The organism is Kitasatospora sp. NBC_01302 (assembly GCF_035976515.1).
Taxonomy (GTDB): domain Bacteria; phylum Actinomycetota; class Actinomycetes; order Streptomycetales; family Streptomycetaceae; genus Kitasatospora.
In genome coordinates this window covers 2,357,640-2,378,727 of sequence record NZ_CP108404.1, presented here as the reverse complement: position 1 = coordinate 2,378,727, position 21,088 = coordinate 2,357,640, and the positions used below count along the sequence as shown (strand labels likewise).

Below are 21,088 nucleotides of genomic sequence, written 5' to 3'. Positions count from 1 at the left end.
CACAGTGGTCCAGACATTGTCAGCACCCGCAGGAACGTGCTCCGCGCCGGGGGTGCCCAACTGCCCGAAAGGGCCTGGACACCCCGCCTGGACACCCCGACCGGACACCCCGCCTGGACACCCCGGTGCGAGGCCCCGGCTCAGCTGGCCCGGATGCTGTCCAGCACGTCCAGCCGGGAGGCCCGCCGGGCCGGCCAGAGCGCGGCCAGCAGGCCGACCAGCGCGGCAGCCGCGACGAAGCCGAGCATCGGCAGCGGCGGTACCACCGTGGTCAGGTCCTTGAAGCTGCCGGCGATGGTCCGGTTGCCGGCCCACCCGGTCAGGATCCCCAGCCCCACCCCGAGCAGCCCGCCGAGCAGTGCGATCAGCAGCGACTCCAGGCGCACCATCCGCCGCACCCCGCGCCGGTCGAGCCCGACCGCGCGCAGCATGCCGATCTCCCGGCGCCGCTCGAAGACGGACATCGCCATCGTGTTCACCACGCCCAGCACCGCGATCACCACCGACATGCCGAGCAGCCCGTACATGATGTTCAACGCCGCACTCAGCATCTGCCGGTTCTCCTTCTTCAGGTCGGCCTGGCCCTTGATCGAGATGAGCGGGTTGCCGCCGGTCGCGTCCTGCAGCGCCTGCTTGAGCGCGGCGTCGGCGCCGTGCGCGCCCTTGACCAGTACCCGGTCCGGGCCCTGGCCCGCGCTGTGCGGGGCGAGCAGCGCGTCGGGTGCGAGCAGTCCGTTCACCACCGAGTTGTCGGCCACGATCCCGCCGACGGTGAACGTCCCGGTGCTGCCGTCGGGGAAGCTGCCGGTGAACGAATCCCCCACCGACAGACGGTCGTACGTCGCGGTGCTGCGGTCGACCAGCAGTTGACCCTTCGTCAAGGCGTCGAGAGATCCGCCGACTTGGGTGAAGTTCACCAACTGGCCGATGGCGGCCGGGTTCACGCCGGTGATCCAGCGGTCGTCGTCGTCGCCGACCGACACCGGCACCTGGCGCAGCACGCTGCTCGCGCTCACCCCGTGGGTGGCCGCGATCTGCGGGGCCACCTCGGGCGCGAGCTGGGCGTAGTTCTGCATCGCCACCGCGTAGTCGGCCCGCAGGTCGTTGCCGGCCGCCCGGTCGACGGCGCGGTTCACCGAGGCACCGACCACGGTCAGCGCGGTGATCAGGGTGACTCCGACGGTCAGCGCGGAGGCGGTGGCGGCGGTGCGGCGCGGGTTGCGCAGCGCGTTCTCCCGGGCCAGCTTGGCGGGGCTGCCGTAGAGGCGCTGGAGCAGCGGGGCGAGCAGCGCGATCAGCGGGCGGGAGAGCAGCGGGGTCAGCACGAAGACCCCGATCAGCAGGGCGCCGGCGCCCAGGCCCACGGTGTTCGTGTCGTGGCTGCCCGCGCCGCGCAGCAGCAGACCGGCGCCGGCCGCGGCGATCAGGGTGCCGACGGTGTTGCGGATCAGCAGGCTCTTCTGGGTGGCGGGCTGGTCGCCGTTGCTCATCGCGGCCACCGGCGCGATCCGGGCGGCGCGGCGGGCCGGCAGCCAGGCGGCCACCACGGTGACCAGCACGCCGACCAGCAGGACGCTCGCCACGGTGCTCGCGGTGACGATCAGCGGGCCGTCGGGCAGGTTGGCCTGCCCGGGGCCGTTCAGGATCGCGCGCAGTCCGGCCGCGATGCCGACCCCGGCCGCCAGCCCGCCGGTGGCCGCCAGCAGGCCGACCAGCAGCGCCTCGATCAGCACCGAGCGGGTGATCTGCCTGCGGCTGGCGCCGATCGCGCGCAGCAGCGCCAGCTCCTTGGTGCGCTGGGCGACCAGCATGCTGAAGGTGTTGGCGATGATGAAGATGCCGACGAAGAGCGAGATGCCGGCGAAGACCAGCAGCGAGGCGCTCAGCCCCTTGGTGCTCTCGGTGATCCGGCGGTCCTGCTCGGCGGCCAGTGCGGCGCCGGTCTGTGCGGTGAAGTCGCCGTCTCCGGGCAGCAGTCGGCGGACCTGGTCGAGCAGCTGCTGGTCGTCGGTGCCGGCCTTGGCCCGCACGTCGATCTCGTTGAACCGGCCCTGCGCCAGGTAGAGCTGCTGCGCGGTCGCGGTGTCGAAGGCGGCCAGCGAGCCGCCCGCGGTGATCCGCGGGTCGTTGACGTGCAGCAGGCCGGTGAGCTTGAGCTGCATCACCGGGCCGTTGACGGCCACCCGCACGGTGTCGCCGACCCGGTAGCCGCCCTTCTGCGCGGTCCTGGTGTCCAGCGCCAGCTCGTCGGGGTGCTGCGGACCACGGCCCGCGGCGAGCGGGTAGCGGGTGTCCTGACCGCCCGTGTCCGGCACGTAGTTGGTGCCGGTGGTCGAGAAGCCGTCACCGATCAGGGCGCCGTTGTGGTCGGCGATGCCGGCGAAGCCGCTGACCACGCCGCGGGCCTCGGCGACGCCGGACAGCGCGGCGATCGCCTGCCTGGTCTGCTCGGTCAGGTGGCCGGTGACGCCCTTCCGGCTGCCGCGGCTGTAGCCGTTGCTGACCGCGCCGTCGTCACTGACCGAGACGGCGATGCCGGTGAAGCTCCTGGCGTTCTGCGACTTCAGCGCGCTGCCGAGGGTGTCGGTGAAGACCAGCGTGCCGGAGACGAACGCGGTGCCCAGCAGCACGGCCAGGGTGGTCATCAGCAGGCGGGCCTTGTGGGCCAGGACGTTGCGCAGGGCGGTGCGGTACATGGGCTGCGGGCTCTCGGTCCTTCTCGGCGCGGCCGGTTTCGGTCGTCCGCGGTCGGGGTGGGGTGGACGGGTCAGACGGTCCGGCCGGCGCCCTCGAAGCGGCGCATCCGGTCCAGCACGGTGGCCGGGGTGGGCAGCGACAGCTCGTCCACGATCCGCCCGTCGGCCAGGAAGACCACCCGGTCCGCGTAGCCGGCCGCCATCGGGTCGTGGGTCACCATCACCACGGTCTGGCCCAGTTCGCGCACCGAGTTCTGCAGGAAGCCGAGGATCTCGGCGCCGGCCCGGGAGTCCAGGTTGCCGGTGGGCTCGTCGGCGAAGACGATCTCCGGTCGGCCGGCCAGCGCGCGGGCGCAGGCGACCCGTTGCTGCTGGCCGCCGGAGAGCTGGCCGGGCCGGTGCGACAGGCGTCCGGACAGGCCCACCGTCGCCACCACCCGCGCCAGCCAGGCCTGGTCCACCTTGCGCCCTGCGATGTCCATCGGAAGGGTGATGTTCTCCAGCGCGGTCAGCTGCGGCAGCAGGTTGAACGACTGGAAGACGAAGCCGAGTTGGTCGCGGCGCAGCTTGGTCAGGGCCCGGTCGGGCAGGCCCACCAGCTCGGTCTCCCCGATCCGCGCCGAGCCGGCGGTGGCGTAGTCCAGGCCCGCCATGCAGTGCATCAGGGTCGACTTGCCCGAGCCGGAGGGGCCCATGATCGCGGTGAACTCCCCGGGCCGGAAGGAGACGCTGACCTGGTCGAGCGCCACCACCCGGGTCGCGCCGGAGCCGTAGACCTTGGTCAGCCCGGTCGCGGTGGCGGCGGCTCTGACGGGGGCGAGGGTCATGGGCATGTGGGGGCTCCCGGGGACGGACAGACTCGTGCAGGTTCGGTCCCATCCTGGTGGCGCCCACGGGCCGATCCGTCGCTCCGTCGAACGGTTGCCCGGTCCCCGGCCGGAGGGGCGGCGGGGGCGGGTCTCCTCCTCAGGTATGACGTGACCCTGAAATGCCGCCGCGGTTGCAACCGGACGGCCCCGCCGGCCCGTCAATGACCGGACTCCCCGGGACGGCGGAGCTCAGGCGATCGCCACCCCGCGCCCGGTCGCCAGCCCCGCCAGCCCGCCCCGCACCGGGCGCACCGCCGCCTCGAAGCGCCAGCCGCCGCCCGGCCCGGTGCGCCGGAAGGCGCCCAGCTCCAGCGCGCTCTCGGCGATCCCGCTGGTGCCCTCGGCCCAGCGGTGCAGCTCCAGCTCCGAGGCGCGCTCGGTGACCACCAGGGCCAGACCGTGCAGATAGCCCAGCGGCAGCGCCGGCCCCGGGTCCTCCTCGGTGGAGACGGCCACGGCCACCTCCGTCACCTCGGGGCCCACCCGGTCCAGCGCCAACGCCAGCGTCGCGGTGCGCAGTCGGTCGCCCGCCGCGGTGCGCGCGGAGCCGAGCCTGACCGCCCCGCCCGGATCGGCGGGGTTGTTGAAGAAGACGAAGTGCTCGTCGCTCAGCACCCGCCCGCCCGCGCACAGGAAGGCCGAGACGTCCAGCTCGACCGGATCGCCGCCCACCGTGCGCGACTGCCACTCGATCCGCAGCCGGACCTCGCCCGCCCCGGCTCCCGGCGCTCCGGCTGCCGCCTCCCCGGCCACCGGCGCGGCCGGTGCCGGGCCGAGCCGTCCGCGCAGCCCCTGCTCGGCCAGCAGCTCGACCAGCTCGGGCCCGTTCACCAGCGACAGCGGCTTGTTCTCGATGTAGTCGTAGGAGCCGCGCCCGAAGTGCGCCGTGGTCACCAGGATGCCTTTGATCGCGCCGTGGTGGCGCACGGTGCTGTCCAGGTCCCGCACCGCGGTGGGGGAGACGGTCGAGCGGTAGCGCTTGGCCTGGATGACGATCTTGCCGCCGGTCACCGGATCCGGGTCGACGGCCACCACGTCCACGCCTTCGTCCCCGCTGCGCGCGGTTGTCGCCACCCGGTAGCCGCGGGCCCGGAACAGCTCGGCGATCAGCTCCTCGAAGGCGATCGGGTCCATCGTGAAGAGATCCGGCTCGTCCTCGCCGTGGCCCAGCACCCGGGCGCCCACCTCGTGCGGCCGCCGCTCCTCGCGCACCTCGGCCAGCCGCTCGGGGCGGGCCGAGAGCCGCCCGCCCAGGCCCTCCAGGCACTCCACCGGCGCCACCCGGTCCAGCGCGATCGCCCGGAACGCGGCACGGGTGGCGGTCACCGCCACCAGCACCCGCCCGGTCTCCCGCCCGGTCGCCGGATCCACGCCCTGCACCAGGCCGTTCAGCGCCACCGAGTCGACCAGGCCGCGCTGATCGGCCCGGAACAGCTCGTCCAGCACCCGCAGCGTGCCGCGCGCCAGCACCTCGCGGTAGATCCGCTTGCGCTCGGCCGCCGCCCTGGCCACCGGGGCCTGCCGGTCGTCCGTCTTCACGTACCGCACCCGGCTGTGCTCGGGCACCACGTCGAACCCGGGCAGCTCCCACTCCACGACAAGCTGACGATGCGTCACATCCCAGGCCAGGCTGATCCGGTGCGGGAATCCCTCGGGCCAGCCGGTGGAGCCGTAGAGCGCCGCGCTGAAGTACTCGCGCACCGCCTCGTCCTCGCCGCGGCCCAGCCGCTCGGCCAGCTCCCGGGTGCGGGCGATCCGCTCGGCGTCGTGCCGGCGGTGCTCGGCCGCCCACTCGTCGAAGCCGCGCTGGTACTCCGTCAGCTGCCGCAGCCGCTCGCGCTCGGCGGCCTGCGCCCGGTGCCAGTCCCGCTCGTACTGGGCCTGGGCCTGCGCGCGCTGCTCCTCGTAGCGGCGGCGCTGCAGCATCCCGCCCTGGGCCGGCACCTGGTAGCGCGCCGGATCCGGCATCGGGACGGGCACCCCGAGCCGTCCGGGGTCGAAGGCGGCCGGCAGCGCGGCGGGCGCCAGCAGCGGGTCCAGGCTGAACGCGGGGCGGGCCAGGCCCACCCGCAGCAGGCCCTCCAGCTCGGCCACCCGCTCCTCGAGCCGCGCGCTCAGCTCGCCGGCCTCGGCCTCCCGGCTCTGCTGGTACGCCTTGGCCGCCTCCCGCTCCCCGCGCGCCGCAGCCAGTTGCGCGGCCCCGGCCGCCTGCGCCGCCTGCCGCTGCGCCGCCACCTGCGCCCGCTCCTGGGCCTGCCTGCGCCGCTGCTCCTGCCGCTGCGCCTCCGCCCAGACCGAGAGCACCCCGCCGCCCGCTCGCCTTGCCACGTCCACCCCTTCACCCTGCCGCTGTCTCGCGCACAGATACCTTAGGGGGTGTACGGCGCAGCGCGGAGCGGGTCACCGCCCGCCGAGCAGGAACTCCCGGTTCAGCGTCGCGATCGCGTTCAGCCCGATCCCCTTGGGGCAGGCGGTGGCGCACTCGCCGGTGTTGGTGCAGCCGCCGAAGCCCTCCGCGTCCATCGCCCCCACCAGGGCCCGCGCCCGGCTGCGCCGTTCCGGCGCACCCTGCGGCAGCACGTTGAGGTGCACCACCTTGGCCGAGGTGAAGAGCATCGCCGACCCGTTGGGGCAGGCCGCCACGCAGGCCCCGCAGCCGATGCACTCGGCGTGCTCGAAGGCGAGGTCGGCGGCCTCCTTGGGCACCGGGGCGGCGTGCGCCTCGGGGGCGCTGCCGGTGGGCGCGGTGATGTAGCCGCCGGCCCCGATGATCCGGTCGAACGCCGACCGGTCCACCACCAGGTCCCGCACGACCGGGAAGGCCGCCGAGCGCCACGGCTCGACGTCGATCACGTCGCCGTCCTGGAAGTGCCGCATGTGCAGCTGGCAGGTGGTGGTCCGCTCCGGGCCGTGCGCCTGGCCGTTGATCACCATGCCGCAGGCGCCGCAGATGCCCTCGCGGCAGTCGTGGTCGAAGGCCACCGGCTCCTCGCCGCGCGGGATCAGCTCCTCGTTGAGGGTGTCCAGCATCTCCAGGAACGACATCTCCGGGCTGATCCCGGTGACCTGGTAGGTGGTCAGCGCGCCGGGCGCGTCCGGTCCGGCCTGCCGCCAGATCCGCAGGGTGAGGTTCATGCGTAGCTCCGCTGGGTGGGGTGGACCTCGGTGAAGGTGAGCTCTTCGCGGTGCAGCACCGGTGCGCCGCCGTCGGTGTACTCCCAGGCGGCCACGTAGCCGAACTCCTCGTCCTTGCGGGCCGCTTCGCCGCTCGGGGTCTGGCTCTCGGTGCGGAAGTGGCCGCCGCAGGACTCGGTGCGGTGCAGCGCGTCCAGGCACATCAGTTCGGCCAGTTCGAAGTAGTCGACCAGTCGATTGGCCTTCTCCAGCGTCTGGTTGAGCTCCTCGCCGGTGCCCGGCACGGCGAGCCGGCGCCAGAACTCGGCGCGCAGCTCGGGGATCCTGGCCAGCGCCCGGCGCAGCCCGGCCTCGTCGCGGGCCATCCCGCACTCGTCCCAGAGTAGTTGGCCCAGCTCGCGGTGGAAGGACTCGGGGCTGCGGTCGCCGTCCACGGCCAGCAGCCGCTTGAGCCGGTCCGTCACCTCGGCGATCACCGTGGTGACCTCCGGGTGGTCGGCGGCCACCGGGGCGACCGGCGCCTGGGCCAGGTAGTCGGCCAGGGTGGCCGGCAGCACGAAGTAGCCGTCGGCCAGTCCCTGCATCAGGGCGCTGGCCCCGAGCCGGTTGGCGCCGTGGTCGGAGAAGTTGGCCTCGCCGATCGCGAACAGGCCCGGCACGCTGGTCTGCAGGTCGTAGTCGACCCACAGTCCGCCCATCGTGTAGTGGATCGCGGGGTAGATCCGCATCGGCACCCGGTACGGGTCCTCGGCGGTGATCCGCTGGTACATCTCGAAGAGGTTGCCGTACCTGGCCTCGACGGCCGCCCGGCCCAGCCGGGCGATCGCGTCGGCGAAGTCCAGGTAGACGCCCTGCCCGCCGGGTCCGACCCCGCGGCCCTCGTCGCAGACGTTCTTCGCGGCCCGGGAGGCGATGTCGCGCGGCACCAGGTTGCCGAAGGCGGGGTAGATCCGCTCCAGGTAGTAGTCCCGCTCGTCCTCGGGGATCAGCTCCGGCGAGCGGGTGCCGCCGGCGGTCCTCGGCACCCAGATCCGCCCGTCGTTGCGCAGCGACTCGCTCATCAGGGTGAGTTTGGCCTGGTGCTCGCCCGAGCGCGGGATGCAGGTCGGGTGGATCTGGGTGAAGCACGGGTTGGCGAAGTACGCGCCGCGCCGGTGCGCGCGCCAGATCGCGGTGGCGTTGGAGTTCTTGGCGTTGGTGGACAGGTGGAAGACGTTGCCGTAGCCGCCGGTGGCCAGCACCACGGCGTCGGCCAGGTGGGCACTGACCGCACCGGTCACCAGGTCGCGGGCCACGATGCCGCGCGCCCGCCCGTCGATCACCAGCAGGTCGAGCATCTCGGTGCGCGGGTGCAGCTCCACGTTGCCGGCCGCGACCTGCCGGGAGAGCGCCTGGTAGGCGCCGAGCAGCAGCTGCTGTCCGGTCTGGCCGCGGGCGTAGAAGGTGCGCGAGACCTGCACGCCGCCGAACGAGCGGGTGTCCAGCAGGCCGCCGTACTCGCGGGCGAACGGCACGCCCTGGGCCACGCACTGGTCGATGATCTGCACCGAGACCTCGGCCAGCCGGTGGACGTTGGACTCCCGGGCCCGGAAGTCGCCGCCCTTGACGGTGTCGTAGAAGAGCCGCCGCACCGAGTCGCCGTCGTTGCGGTAGTTCTTCGCCGCGTTGATCCCGCCCTGCGCGGCGATCGAGTGCGCCCGCCTGGGGGAGTCCTGGAAGCAGAACTGCACCACGTGGTAGCCGGCTTCGGCCAGCGTGGCGCCGGCCGAACCGCCCGCCAGGCCGGTGCCCACCACGATCACGGTGCGCCCGCGCCGGTTGGCCGGGTTCACCAGCTTCGCCTCGAACCGGCGCCGGTCCCAGCGCTCGGCGATCGGGCCGTCCGGCGCCCGGTCGTCGGCGATCGGCGCGCCGACGGTGAAGTCGCTGTAGTCGGTGGGCACTTCGGAGGTCATCGGACGATTCCTGTCATCACGGCGAGCGGCACGGAGAGGAAGCCGGCGGTCAGCACCAGCGCCAGCAGGTTGGCGGTCAGCTTCAACGCCCGGTCGCGGCGCGGGTTGTTGACGCCCAGCGTCTGGGCGGCGCTCCAGAAGCCGTGCCGCACGTGCAGCCCGACCGCCAGCATCGCCACGCAGTAGATCCCGCCGTCGTACCAGGTGCGGAAGGCACCCACCACGTTCTGGTACGGGTGCCCGGGGTCGGCCACCGGGTTCACGGTCAGGGTGGTCAGGTCCAGGATGTGCCAGACGATGAAGAGCGCCAGGATCACCCCGCCCCAGCGCATGGTGCGCGTCGCGTAGCTGGCCCGCGCCCGGGTGCGCCGGTAGCCGGTCGGCCGGGCGGCCAGGTCGCGCCGGCTCAGCTGGTAGGCGGCCACCCCGTGCACCACCACGGCGAGCACCAGGCCGACCCGGGCGATCCACAGGAACCACGCGTGGCCGAGGAAGGGCTGGCCGATGGTGCGCAGCCAGGCCGCGTAGCCGTTGAGCTCGCCGGCCCCGAAGAAGATCTTCAGATTGCCCAGCATGTGGAGGACCAGATAGGTCAGCATCGCCACACCGCTGACCGCCATCGCGGCCTTCTTGCCGATGGTCGAACCCCAGAGCACCGCCAGGGTGGACCGTTCCCGCGTCGACCCGCGGGGTCGCGCTCCCGTTGTCACTGCCATGCCGAGAACGGTAGGAACCGCAGTGGTGATCCGTCCAAGACATCTTCCGGCTCGCCACGATAGGCAGCGGCTATGATGGCAGCTGTGCAGTTCCACCAGCTCCGCTACTTCGTGGCCGTCGCCGAACTGCGGCACTTCACCCGCGCCGCCGAGCGGACCAGGGTCGCCCAGCCCTCGCTCTCCCAGCAGATCCGTTCACTGGAGAGGGAGTTGGGTGCCGAGCTGTTCCACCGGACGCGCGGCAACATCGCGCTCACCGACGCGGGTGCGGCGCTGCTGCCGCTGGCCCGGCGCATCCTGGCCGACGCCGAGAGCGCCCGGCTCGCCGTCCAGGAGACGGTGCAGCTGCGGCGCGGCCGGGTCCGCCTCGGTGCCCCGCCGAGCCTGTGCACCAGCCTGGTCCCCGACGTGCTGCGGGCCTACCGGTCCCGGCACCCGGGCGTCGAGCTCGTGGTGCGCGAGGACGGTTCGCGCGATCTGGTCCGTACCCTGACGGCCGGCGAACTGGACCTGGCGCTGATCATCACACCGCAGGCGGGCGAGGCACCCGGGCTCGCGGTCACCGAACTGCTCTACGAGGACCTGGTGCTGGTCTCGGCCACCCCGATGCGGCGGCGCAGGGCCCGGATCGAGGACCTGCGCGGGCAGCCGCTGGTGATGTTCCGGGAGGGCTACGACCTGCGCGAGGCCACCCTGGCGGCCTGCCGGGCCGCCGGTTTCGAGCCCGAACTCGCGGTGGCCGGCGGGGAGATGGACGCCGTGCTCGGCTTCGTCCGGGCCGGCCTCGGGCCCGCCGTGCTGCCCGGCATGGTGGCCGCCCGCAGCGGCCTGAGCGTCACCCCGTTCGCCGGGTCCGGCCTCGGCCGGGTGATCGCGCTGGCCAGCGGTGCCGAACTGCCGCTCAGCCGCGCGGCTGCGGCGCTGCGCGAGGTGCTGCTCGATCACCTGGTCGAGGCCGGCCGGGCGGGCGCACTGCCGCCCGGCACCCGGCTGCTCGATCCCGACCGGCCCGGCCCGTTCGGCCGCACCGCGGCCTCTCGGTCTGACGATGTGTCAGCTGATCGCCTCGGGTGACGCGGCACCATCGGCTCGCCGTGCGGCGCGTGTCAGGCGGGCGCCGCGGCCCCGGGCGCGCCACAGTGGCAGCGGACAGGGTCAGGTGCGTGCAAGCCTCGAACGCCCACCCGTATCCTGGCCTACCAGCACGGACACCGGTGCGCGGGACTCGCTCCACCCGCCCCGGGCGCCGTCCCGCCCCGCCCCGTCGACGTTTTACCCAGTCTTCCCGAAAACCCGCCTTCCCCGCCACGAACCGGACGGTTCTCAATGACAGTACTTCCCGTGCAGAACGCCGATGTACCGCCGCAGGACCGCTCGGCCGGTCCCGCGGCCGACCGGGCGCCGGACCTCCGTACGGACCTGCTCCGGTACGCCGAGCTGGGCGGCTTCACCCTCGCCGCCGACACCCACGCCTGGTACGCCGCAGCAGGCACCGTGACCAACCCCGAGGAGGCCAGGGCGGCCTCCACCGTGCTGGCCGAGGTGCGCGGCGGCGACCTGGCCGTCCTGCAGGAGGCGGCCGAGCGGCTTGCCGCCGAGGCCGCGCTGCGCGAGCCGACGACCCTCGCCGAGGTGCTCACCCTGCTCGCGCTGCTGCGCCGGGTCCAGGAGACCGCCGCCACCCTGCGCTCGGGCGCCTACGAGGCGGACCTGGACGCGCTCGCCGCAGCCACCGCGAACGGCAGCTGGCGCAAGGAGCGCGGGCTGAAGATCTCCTGGGGCCGACGCCGCAAGCTGCGGGCCGAGGCCAAGCGGCTGGCGGTCGCCGACCGTCCGCGCCGTGAGTCGCTGCACGCCGCGCTGGTCGCCGCCGCCACCGAGCGCACCGAGTGGCAGACGCTCGCGCCGGCCCCCGGCACCACCGCCCGCCCGGTCGACGCCGAACTCCTGGAGGTCACCGGACAGGCCGCCGAGACCCTGGCCGGCGCGCTGCGCGGGCTGGGCCGGCTGCTGGCCGACCGCGAGCTGACCGGCCTCCCGTTCGAGGAGCTGGCCGCGCTGGTGGACGCGCTGGCCGCCGACGAGGGCACCCTCTACCGCCTGCCCGAACTGCGCACCCTGCGCGCCGGGCTGGAGGAGGGCGGGCTCGACGACCTGCTCGCCGAGCTGACGGCCGCCCGCGCCGACCGCTCGGCCGTGCTGCTCGCGTACGCGCGCACCACGGGGGAGGCGGAGGCCGAGGAGGCGGCGGAGGCTGCGTCGGCGCTGGATGCGGATGCGGATGCGGATGTCGAGGCCGAGGCCGAGGTTGATGCCGAGGTCGAGGCTGCGGCCGAGGTGGCGGAGGCGGTTGTCCCGCACATCGCCATCCCGTCCCCGTCGCCCGAGCCGTCCGCCGAGACCATCGCCCGCACCGAGGTGACCGTGGCCGAGGAGTCGCTGGTTGAGGAGTCGGCGGTCGAGGAGTCGGCGATCGAGGCGCCGGTGACCGAGGCAGCGGCCGAGGAGGTCGACGCCGAGGAGGCCGAGGCTGCGGACGCGGCTGCCGAAGAGCCTGCCGCGGAGGAGCCGGTCGCCGAAGAGCCGGTGGTCGAGGAGCCCGCTGCGGAGGAGCCGGTCGCCGAGGAGCTCCCCAGCGAGCCGGAGCCGGAGCTCACTCCCGAGCCCGAGCCCACCCCTGTGGCCGCCGCAGAGTCCGAGCCCGAGCCCGAGGCGGCCCCCGAGCCCGAGCCGGAGCTCACTCCCGAGCCCGAGCCCACCCCTGTGGCCGCCGCAGAGTCCGAGCCCGAGCCCGAGGCGGCCCCCGAGTCCGAGCCGGAGCCCGCTCTGGAGACCGCCCCCGAGGCCGTCGCTGCCGTGGAGCCCGCTCCCGCCCCCGCCTCCGAGTCCGAGCCCGAGCCCGAGCTCAAGGCGGCCCCCGCCCCCGCTGCCACCCCCAAGCGGGTGCGTCGGCCGAAGAAGCCCGACCTCGCCCCCGGCCGCCCGATCACCGCCTACTCCGCCGAGGAGCTGCTCGCCCTGGTCCGCTGGATCGACGGCGACTTCGTCCAGCGCACCGACGACGAACTGCTGCGCGCCACCATGAAGGAGCTCGGGTTCGCCCGGCTCGGCCCCCGGATCAAGGAGGCGCTGGGCGCAGCCGTCGCCGCGGCCCGCCCCACCGACTGACCACCGGCACCGAGCGCAGCACCAGGCGCAACAGCGGGCCCGGCCCGAGCGAGTCACTCGCTCGGGCCGGGCCCGTTTCCGCTACCGCTTCCCCCGCCTCAGCAACTGCGCAGCTCGGGTGTCTGGTTGAGCAGCTGGGCGCGCATCGAGACGAACGCCCGGTACTCCGCGCCGTGCTCCGCACCGACCGGGAAGACCGCCACCCGGTGGCAGTTCATGAACGCCAGCCGCACGCCGAAGTGCCGCTCCAGGCTGCCCCGGATCGAGTCGCTGGCCATCGCGCGCAGCAACTGCCCGCGCTCGGCGTCCGACGGCGGCTCCACCTGGTTGTCCGCGAACGCGACACCGCCGGCGGCCAGTTCGATGCTGAGCTGCTCGACCATCCCGTAGGCGTAGGGGAGCGACTCGCGGACGGTGGCGACGAAGTCGGCTTCGGCGACCTCCCCGGCCTCGGCCTGGGCGAGCAGTTCGGGGGAGACGGTGAGAGACATGCTGGAGGGCTCCGTTCACGTGAGCGAAATGAAATCCATTTCCACTAAGGATCGTGGCTACCGCTGACGCCCTGTCAACCGACAGCGCCCCTCGATCCTGGCTGCGTGGTGCCCTTGGGGCGGCCTCGTGCCTCGGAGTACCACGAAGCCGCCGTGGGCACTGACCCCTGGTCGGTGCCCACGGCGGCTTCGGCGGGATGCATCCAGTTCTGACGCAGCATTATTTCCATGGATCCCATGCTGACGCCTATTCACCAGCGCCCGGGTATCGCGAGAAATGCGCGCCATTACTGACAGGCGTGCACCGTGCCCTGCTGGTTGTTGTAGGTGCCGGTCGCCCAGGTCGCCTGTCCAGCGGTGTTGTAGATGACGAAGTTCCCGTCGTCCTGGATCACCGCGGTGCCGCCCGGTGCAAGATTGTTGCTTCCGAGGTCGCAGAAGACGCCGGTGCCCCAGTCCTCGGTCCTGAGCATCTCGATGTCGCCGTTGTGCGAGAAGTCGAGGATGGTCGGATTGTTGGTGGTGCCGTAGGTGCCGGTGGCCCACATGGCGTGACCATCGCTGTTTCGGTACAGCACCAGGTTTCCGTCGCACTGGAACTTCAGGGTGGTCTGGGCCGCATACCAGGCCGCGCCGCAGCCAAAGTTCGGCGTGCTGGTGGACAGGCGCTCGCTCGGGCCGCCAGGGAGGGCGAACGCCGAGGTGGCGCCTGCGAGCAGGGTGGCGAACGCCACGCCGGTCGCCACTGCGAGAGTTCCGACCCGCTTGGTGATTTTCTTCATGGGGGGTCCTTTGGGGCGCTCTGTTATTTCGTTCCGAAAATGATCAAGATGGCGCGGGGCGCGGCCGGCGCCGCGGTGCTACCGGGGTGATGGATTTTCATCACATAGAAATCAGGGTTGTCAAATCTCGGATTTTGGAAGATGGCTGATGATTTATCAGGAGAATGAATGAGCGGGATTGTCCGCTTTGCCCCGGGCTGCCATGGCAATCGCCGGTTGGCTCTCTTTTCTTCAACTGATTCGGTAACGAATCAACAAGTGCACTACCGTGCGCCATCGGCGACGAACTACCATCTCGTCCGAAGACAGCCGAGGCGTCGACCCGAGGGCCCACCTCGCCAAGGGGTGAGGCTCCCTCCGCCTGCCCGCTGCTGCCCTCGGCAGGACAGTCCCCGTATTTTTCACAGCATCCGTGCGACGCCGGAGCGCGCGCGGGGAGCGCCGGTGCGCACCTGAAGAAGTCAGGATCCCTTTCCCAGTGCGTCTCTCTCGTTTTCTCGACCGGGCCGGCGGCTGGCCGGCGCCCGGCCTACCAGTGGCGGGCCTGCTGTCCGTCGCTCTGGTGGCCGGCGTCGTCTCGCCGGCCACCGCGGACACCAAGCCGGCGCAGCCGGCCACGCCCGGCTCGTCCTCCTCCTTGCCCACCGGCGGCGGCAAGCCGCTCGGCCCCTCCGACGACGTGCTGCTCAACGGCTGGGGTGACGCGAGCGGGTACCACCTGGCGGTGGCCAAGGGCGGTAACGGATACAGCTGGCGCGAGGTGGCGCTGCTGAAGCCCGCAGGCATCGACGACGATTCCTGGACGGGCTACCAGTGCACCTCGGGTGACGGGGACTTCGCGGCGGTCACGGTGCTGCCGACCTCCGCGGCGAACTCCACCGAGGCGCGGGACCACGGGGCGTTCGCGTACTCGGTGGACCTGCGCAGCGGCACGGTCAGGCCGGTGGCCGCCGGTGTGGCGCTGAAGTACTACTCGCCGGGCTGTGGCACCGGTGACCTCGCGGCCTTCACCTCCAACCCGGGAGTCGAGGAGCAGACCACCCAGGTCCTCACCGTCGACCTGGCCGCCGGGAAGGTGCAGCACATCACGACGGTCGGCGCCCAGGTCACCTCGGTGGTGCCGACGAGTGACGGTCCGCTCGGCGTGGTCGGCGCGAACCTGGTGAAGATCCCGGAGAGCGGCGCCAGGACGGGGCAGCCGCAGAAGCTGGCCCAGGTGTCAGGCTCGGCCTTCGACCTGCGACCGCTCGCCGACGGATCCGTCGGGTTCGTGACGGTCCACCAGGACGACCAGAACGCGACGGTGCTGAAGGAGCACGGCGGCGCGGTGACCCAGGTCGGCTCGGGACCGCGCACCTCGGTGCAACTGCTGCCGGGCCGGGCGGGCAAGGCCGTGGTGGTGGGCACCGACAAGCTCGACGCCAAGGCGGGTCTGGTCGCGGCGAGCGCGAAGAGCCTGCCGCTGGGCGCGTCCGCCGCGTCACTGGACGGCGGTGCCGTGCTCGGCGCCGGTCCGCAGACGGATGCCGCCACGCCGCTGGTGGTGGCGACCGCGAGCAACACCCAGGTGCAGCCGGCAAAGCCCACCAACACCCCCGCGCCCTCGACGGTGCTGCCGGACACCACGGTCGGCGGCGGCTCAGCCGCCCCGCCGGCGGCACCGCAGGGCGGTGGTACGACGCAGGGCAAGGCGCTCTCCGAGGGCCTGCTGGCCGCGGCTCCGGCCACCGTCCCCGCCGCCGTTCCGGCCGACACCGGGCCGAACACGACGACGCCCAAGTGTTCCGTCCCCCGGCTGGCGGAGAACCGTCAGGTGATGCAGCCCTCGGCCGCGCAGGTGGAGTGGGCGGTGCAGATGGCCGAGCAGGGCCTGCTGACCGGCTCGCAGTACACCCGTCCGGCGAACTACGCCAACCTGGGCCTGGCCGCCTACGCGCCCAACGGCGACTTCCCGAGAATCCCGCTGCAGCACCCGGCCGGCGACAGCTGGGACTCGGTGCCGCGCTCGGTCTACCAGGCGATCGTGGCGCAGGAGAGCAACTTCAGCCAGGCCTCCTGGCACTCGGTGCCCGGCATCCCCGGCGACCCGCTGATCGGTGACTACTACGGCGCCGGCGGCACCGTGACGCAGCTGGACTACTCCAAGGCCGACTGCGGCTACGGTCTGGGCCAGGTCACCGCGGGCATGTCCACCGGTGACGGCATCTTCTCGGCGCACGGTCAGATGAAGATCGCGGTCGACTACCAGGAGAACATCGCCGCGGGCCTGCAGAACCTGGAGAACACCTGGAACAAGCTCTACTCCATGGGCATCCTGGTCAATGGCGGCGACCCGCGCTACCTGGAGAACTGGTACCTGGCCGCCTGGGCGTACAACTCGGGCATACAGCCCGATGCCGCGCACGGCAACACCACCAACTGCACGCCGAGCGCGACCTGCACGGGGCCCGACGGCACCTGGGGGCTGGGCTGGGGCAACAACCCGATGAACCCGGACTACCCGCCCAACCGCGCCCCGTACCTGTCGACGACGTACGACGACGCCCGGCACCCGGGCAGTTGGCCGTACGAGGAGCGGATCATGGGCTGGATGGGCAGCCCGATCCTGCGCTACACCGGCACCGCCTACTCCCCGGCCTTCGCCAAGCCGACCTACCACGGCGGCAAGTCCTGGCCGCAGATCCCGCCGATCAGCCAGTTCTGCACCGCCGACAGCAAGTGCGACCCGACCTACGTCAACCAGTCCAACCCGAACATCAGCTACTGCACGCTGGCGGACCGCGAGTGCTGGTGGCACACCCCCACCACCTGGATCCCCGACTGCTCCACCACCTGCGCCACCAGTGACTACACCTGGGCAGCCGGCTCGACCGAGCCCGCCCAGTCCGACCCGCACCCGCCGACCTGCAACGTGGACCCGTCGAAGGTCCCCACCACGTCCAATGGCGCGCCGATCATCGTCGCGGAGTCGCAGAGCTATCCACCCCTGAACCTGGTCGGCTGCGCCAACCCGAACTGGACGCAGGGCGGCACCTTCAGCTACAGCTACGGGACGAACGCGGGCGGTGCACCGCTCGGCGCGATCGACACCCACCAACTCGGCGTCGGCTTCGGCGGTCACATCCTGTTCAACCACACGGTCGACGGCTCCGACCCCAGCCAGGTCGACACCGGTACCTGGACGCCGAACCTGCCCAAGCTCCAGTACTACAAGATCAAGCTGCACCTGCCGGCCACCGGCGCCTCGGCCACCAACGTCGTCTACACGATCAACCCCGGTGGGGGCGTGGCCCCGTGGAAGATCCGGGTGAACCAGGACTGGGGCTCCGAACAGTGGGTCACCATCGGCACCTTCGCGATGCAGAGCGGCGGCAACGTCCAGCTCACCAACAAGAGTGACACCTACGGCTCCGGCAACATCGACTACTCCAGCTATGACGTCGCCTACGACGCGATCGCGTTCATCCCGCAGGGCGGCACGCCGGGCCAGCCGATCGGCGGCCCGCCGACCGTCCAGGACGCGCCGAAGGGCAGCAACCCGGCCTTCATCCAGTGCGGTTGCGCCCGTCGCACCGCCGGTGACCCGGTCGACACCAGCACCGGCTACTTCGGTGACGACTTCACCGACCTGAGCACGCCGGGCCGCGGCATTCCGCTGAACTTCACCCGCAGCTATGCCTCCGCGCTCGCCGACCCGAACGGCCCCAACGGCTCGCTGGCCGTCAACGGCCCGTTCGGCTGGGGCTGGACGGACTCCTACAACCTCAGCACCACGACCGATCCGAGCACCGGCAACGTCACCGTCCACCAGGAGGACGGCTCCCAGGTCACGTTCGTGAACACGAACGGCAGCTACGCGCCGTCCGCGCCGCGCTACGACGCCACGCTGACCAGCAGCGGTTCCTCCTACACCTTCACCCGCCAGTCGAAGGAGATCTACACCTTCGACACTGCCACCGGCCACCTGACCGCCGAGACCGACGTCGCGGGCAGCAAGGCCGCCCCGCCGTACGCCACCAAGCTGTCCTACGACAGCAACGGCAACCTGTCCACCATCACCGACCCGGCCGGCCGCGCCTACACTCTCACCTGGTCCGGCGGCCACATCACCGCGCTGACCGACACCGCCGGCCGCCAGGTCAGCTATGGCTACGACGGCAACGGCAATCTGACCGACGTCTACGGTGTGGGCACCATCCGCACCCCGACGCTCCAGGACAACGACCACGCGCAGTACGGCTACACGGCCGCGCACCTGATGAACTCCATCCGCAGGCCGGCCCAGTTCGGCAGCACCGCCACCCCGTCCCCGGTCGTCTCGACGACCTACGACGCGAACGAGCGCGTCCTGACCCAGACCGACCAGGTCGGCGCCACCACCCGGTTCACCTACGGCCCCGACAGCACCACCCAGCTGGTCGCCGGCCAGACCCTGGTCACCGACCCGGCCGGCCACAAGACCCTGGACACTTACCAGAACGGCCTGCTGGTCACCGAGACCAAGGGCTACGGCAGCTCCGCCGCGGGCACCTGGAGCTACTCCTACGACCCGGTCAGCCTCGGTGTCATCGGCATCACCGACCCCAATGGCGGCCTGCAGACCTTCACCTACGACGACCACGGCAACCAGACCTCGGCCAGTGACCCCCGAGGGTTCACCACGGTCAAGGCCTACGACGCCAACGACAACCTGATGTCCACCACCGACCCCGCCGGTCTCCAGACCACCTACACCTACGACCCCACCACCCTCCAGCTCACCGGGACCACGCAGACGCCCACCGACGGCGTCACCCCCGCCCGCACCAGCACGGTCTCCCATGACGATCCGGCCCACCCCGGCGACGCCACCCGGACCACCGACGCCCGCGGCAACACCACCACGACCGGCTATGACGCGATGGGCGACGTCATCAGCGTCACCGACCCGCTCGGCAACACGACGAAGAACGGCTACGACACCGCCCGCGGCCTGCTGAGCTCCACGGTCAGCCCCGTCGGCACCGCAGCGGGCACCGCCCCGGGCTGCACCCCGCCCGCCAGGGGCTGCACGACCTACCAGTACGACGCCCATGGCAACCGCACCAGTACCACCGACCCGCTCGGGCACACCACCCTGGCGACGTACGACGCCGACAACAACCGCACCACCAGCACGGACGGCAACAACCGGACCACCGGCTACGCCTACGACGCGGACGACCGGGAGACCTCGGTCACCAAGCCGGACCACACCGTCTCGCACACCGACTACAACCCCGACGGCACGGTGGCCGACACCGTCGACGCCACCGGCGCCAAGCTGTCCTACGGCTATGACGGGCAGGGCCACCGGAACAGCCAGACCAATGCCGACCAGCAGAAGACCGCCTACACGCTGAACACCCTCGGCCAGGTACTGACCGTCACCAACCCGGCCGGCCAGACCACCACCTACGGTTACAACCCGGCAGGACAGGTCACCTCGATCAGCTACTCCGACGGCAGGACACCCGCAGTCACCTTCGGCTACGACGCGGGAGGCCGGCGTACCGGCATGACGGACGGCACCGGCTCGACGACGTGGTCCTACGACGCCTTCGGCGAGGTCCTCAAGGAGGTCAACGGCGCTGGAGCGAGTGTCGGTTACGGCTACGACAGCAACGGCAACCAGACCTCGGTCAGCTACCCGGGGCAGACGACCCCGGTCGCGCAGGCCTTCGACAAGGCCAACCACCTCACCGGCGTGACCGACTGGAACAACGCCGCCACCGGCTTCGGCTACGACGCCGACGGCAACGTGACTTCGGTGACCTATCCCAACGGTGACACCATCAGCAGCACCTACGACGACACCGACAGCATCACCGGCGCGGCGGCGGCGCACGGCACGACTCAGCTGGCCTCGCTCGGCTACACGCGGGACAACTCCGGTCAGCTCTCGGGCACCTCGCCGACCGGTCTGCCGGACGCCGCGCAGAGCTACCAGTACAGCCCGCGTGAGGAGTTGAGCTCGGCGACCACCGGGTCGACCACGACCGCGTACGGCTACGACGCGGCCGGACGTCCCACCTCCAACGCCGGCACGGCCCAGGCCTTCGACCTGGCCGGCCAGTTGTGCTGGACCCTGCCGGGCGCCGCCACCGGCAGCGCCGCCTGCGGCACGCCGCCGGTCGGCGCGACCACCTACACCTACAACAGCCAGGGAGACCGCACCGCCGCCACCCCGATCACCGGGACGGCAACGAGCTACACCTACAACCAGGCCGACGAGCTCACCGGTTACAGCGGCCCGGGGGGCACCGCCACGTACGGATACAACGGTCAGGGCCTGCGCATCAGCAAGACCGTCGGCGGTGTCAGCACTGCTTTCACCTGGGACGCGGCGGCCGCCGCCGACCTGCTCAGTGACGGCACCACCAATTACCTCTATGGGCCTGGCGGTCTGGCCATCGAGCAGATCAACTCCACCGGCAGCCTCTGGTACTTCCATGACGCCCTCGGATCCACCAGAGCGCTGCTGGACGGCACGGGCGTGGCGGTCGCCGGCTACGCCTACGACGCCTTCGGCAACCAGACCAGCCACACAGGCGTCGCCGGGACGCCGCTCCGCTTCGGTGGTGACTACAACGACAGCGAGTCGGGTCTGGTCTACCTGCGAGCCCGTTACTACGACCCGTCCACCGCGCAGTTCATCACGGTGGACCCGGCGATCGCCGCGACCCACAGTGCCTACGGCTACACCGACGACAGTCCGGTCAACATCACCGACCGGACCGGCCTGTGCTTCCCATGGTGCACCGCGCTGATCGGCGCGGTGATCGGTGGTGCGGCCGGTGCCATTGGCGGCATCGTCAGCGGTGCGGCCAGCGGTCACATCAACTGGGGAGATGTCGCGATCGACGCCGGTGCCGGCGCGGTCATCGGTGCCGCGGTCGGCGCCTGCGGTCCGTGCGGTGCGACCGTCGCGGCCTCGGCGGTGACCGGCGCGGTCTCCGGGGCAGCCGACGGCTTCGTCACGAGTGTCGGCACCCAATGGCACGACAACGGAGGCCTCGGAAAGGTCGACTGGGGGCTGGCCGGTGGCGAAGCCGCCTTCAACGGGATCATCGGTGGTGTGACCGGCGGTCTCGGCGGTCGGATCAGCACCACCTCTCCCTGGGGCCCCGCCGTGACCTCCGTCATCTCCAACATCCCCGGCCTCGGGGTCGGCGGCATGTTCGCCGGCATCGACCCGCCAGGGCTGATCAACCAGGGATGCCACCAGCAGTAGTGTCCGCGCCCTGACCGGTCGGGG

General features: G+C 72.0%; 11 protein-coding genes. 3 read left to right on the top strand and 8 right to left on the bottom strand.

Annotated elements, in window-relative coordinates:
- Positions 1-140: 140 nt before the first annotated feature.
- The 6 genes from OG294_RS09910 to OG294_RS09885 all read right to left on the bottom strand — a co-directional run bounded on the left by OG294_RS09910 (position 141) and on the right by OG294_RS09885 (position 9,371).
- Complete coding sequence (locus OG294_RS09910) at positions 141-2,696, bottom strand: ABC transporter permease (RefSeq protein ID WP_327066090.1); 2,556 nt, start codon at positions 2,694-2,696, stop codon at positions 141-143.
- 71 nt (positions 2,697-2,767) lie between these two features.
- Positions 2,768-3,529 carry an ABC transporter ATP-binding protein gene (locus OG294_RS09905; protein ID WP_327066089.1) on the bottom strand — a complete coding sequence of 254 codons (762 nt, stop codon included), beginning with the start codon at positions 3,527-3,529 and terminating at the stop codon, positions 2,768-2,770.
- Positions 3,530-3,754: 225 nt separating this feature from the next.
- Complete coding sequence (locus OG294_RS09900) at positions 3,755-5,893, bottom strand: restriction endonuclease (protein WP_327066088.1); 2,139 nt, start codon at positions 5,891-5,893, stop codon at positions 3,755-3,757.
- A gap of 72 nt (positions 5,894-5,965) precedes the next feature.
- Complete coding sequence (locus tag OG294_RS09895) at positions 5,966-6,700, bottom strand: succinate dehydrogenase/fumarate reductase iron-sulfur subunit (RefSeq protein WP_327066087.1); 735 nt, start codon at positions 6,698-6,700, stop codon at positions 5,966-5,968.
- Positions 6,697-8,655 (bottom strand): fumarate reductase/succinate dehydrogenase flavoprotein subunit, encoded by a 1,959-nt coding sequence (locus tag OG294_RS09890; protein ID WP_327066086.1) that lies wholly within the window; start codon positions 8,653-8,655, stop codon positions 6,697-6,699. Before OG294_RS09890 ends, OG294_RS09895 begins: the two co-directional genes overlap by 4 nt.
- Positions 8,652-9,371: a succinate dehydrogenase cytochrome b subunit gene (locus OG294_RS09885; protein WP_327066085.1), complete on the bottom strand. Its 720-nt coding sequence runs from the start codon at positions 9,369-9,371 to the stop codon at positions 8,652-8,654. Before OG294_RS09885 ends, OG294_RS09890 begins: the two co-directional genes overlap by 4 nt.
- Positions 9,372-9,455: 84 nt before the next feature.
- Between OG294_RS09885 and OG294_RS09880 the strand changes: the two genes are divergently transcribed.
- Positions 9,456-10,445 (top strand): LysR family transcriptional regulator, encoded by a 990-nt coding sequence (locus OG294_RS09880; RefSeq protein ID WP_327066084.1) that lies wholly within the window; start codon positions 9,456-9,458, stop codon positions 10,443-10,445.
- Positions 10,446-10,712: 267 nt separating this feature from the next.
- Positions 10,713-12,539: a hypothetical protein gene (locus OG294_RS09875; protein ID WP_327066083.1), complete on the top strand. Its 1,827-nt coding sequence runs from the start codon at positions 10,713-10,715 to the stop codon at positions 12,537-12,539.
- Between the two features lie 98 nt (positions 12,540-12,637).
- On the opposite strand, the gene OG294_RS09870 is transcribed toward OG294_RS09875, so the two are convergent.
- A complete protein-coding gene (locus tag OG294_RS09870; protein WP_327066082.1) occupies positions 12,638-13,030 on the bottom strand; it encodes an SCO5389 family protein in 393 nt (130 codons plus the stop codon).
- 287 nt (positions 13,031-13,317) lie between these two features.
- Positions 13,318-13,812 (bottom strand): hypothetical protein, encoded by a 495-nt coding sequence (locus OG294_RS09865; RefSeq protein WP_327066081.1) that lies wholly within the window; start codon positions 13,810-13,812, stop codon positions 13,318-13,320.
- Between the two features lie 478 nt (positions 13,813-14,290).
- Between OG294_RS09865 and OG294_RS09860 the strand changes: the two genes are divergently transcribed.
- Positions 14,291-21,064 (top strand): RHS repeat-associated core domain-containing protein, encoded by a 6,774-nt coding sequence (locus OG294_RS09860; RefSeq protein WP_327066080.1) that lies wholly within the window; start codon positions 14,291-14,293, stop codon positions 21,062-21,064.
- Positions 21,065-21,088 lie beyond the last annotated feature (24 nt).

Excerpts from the sequence above, each read along its gene's own strand:
- OG294_RS09910 (WP_327066090.1), bottom strand. The coding sequence starts at position 2,696 with ATGTACCGCACCGCCCTGCGCAACGTCCTGGCCCACAAGGCCCGCCTG.
- OG294_RS09895 (WP_327066087.1), bottom strand. The coding sequence starts at position 6,700 with ATGAACCTCACCCTGCGGATCTGGCGGCAGGCCGGACCGGACGCGCCC.
- OG294_RS09905 (WP_327066089.1), bottom strand. The coding sequence starts at position 3,529 with ATGCCCATGACCCTCGCCCCCGTCAGAGCCGCCGCCACCGCGACCGGG.
- OG294_RS09885 (WP_327066085.1), bottom strand. The coding sequence starts at position 9,371 with ATGGCAGTGACAACGGGAGCGCGACCCCGCGGGTCGACGCGGGAACGG.
- OG294_RS09865 (WP_327066081.1), bottom strand. The coding sequence starts at position 13,812 with ATGAAGAAAATCACCAAGCGGGTCGGAACTCTCGCAGTGGCGACCGGC.
- OG294_RS09870 (WP_327066082.1), bottom strand. The coding sequence starts at position 13,030 with ATGTCTCTCACCGTCTCCCCCGAACTGCTCGCCCAGGCCGAGGCCGGG.
- OG294_RS09890 (WP_327066086.1), bottom strand. The coding sequence starts at position 8,655 with ATGACCTCCGAAGTGCCCACCGACTACAGCGACTTCACCGTCGGCGCG.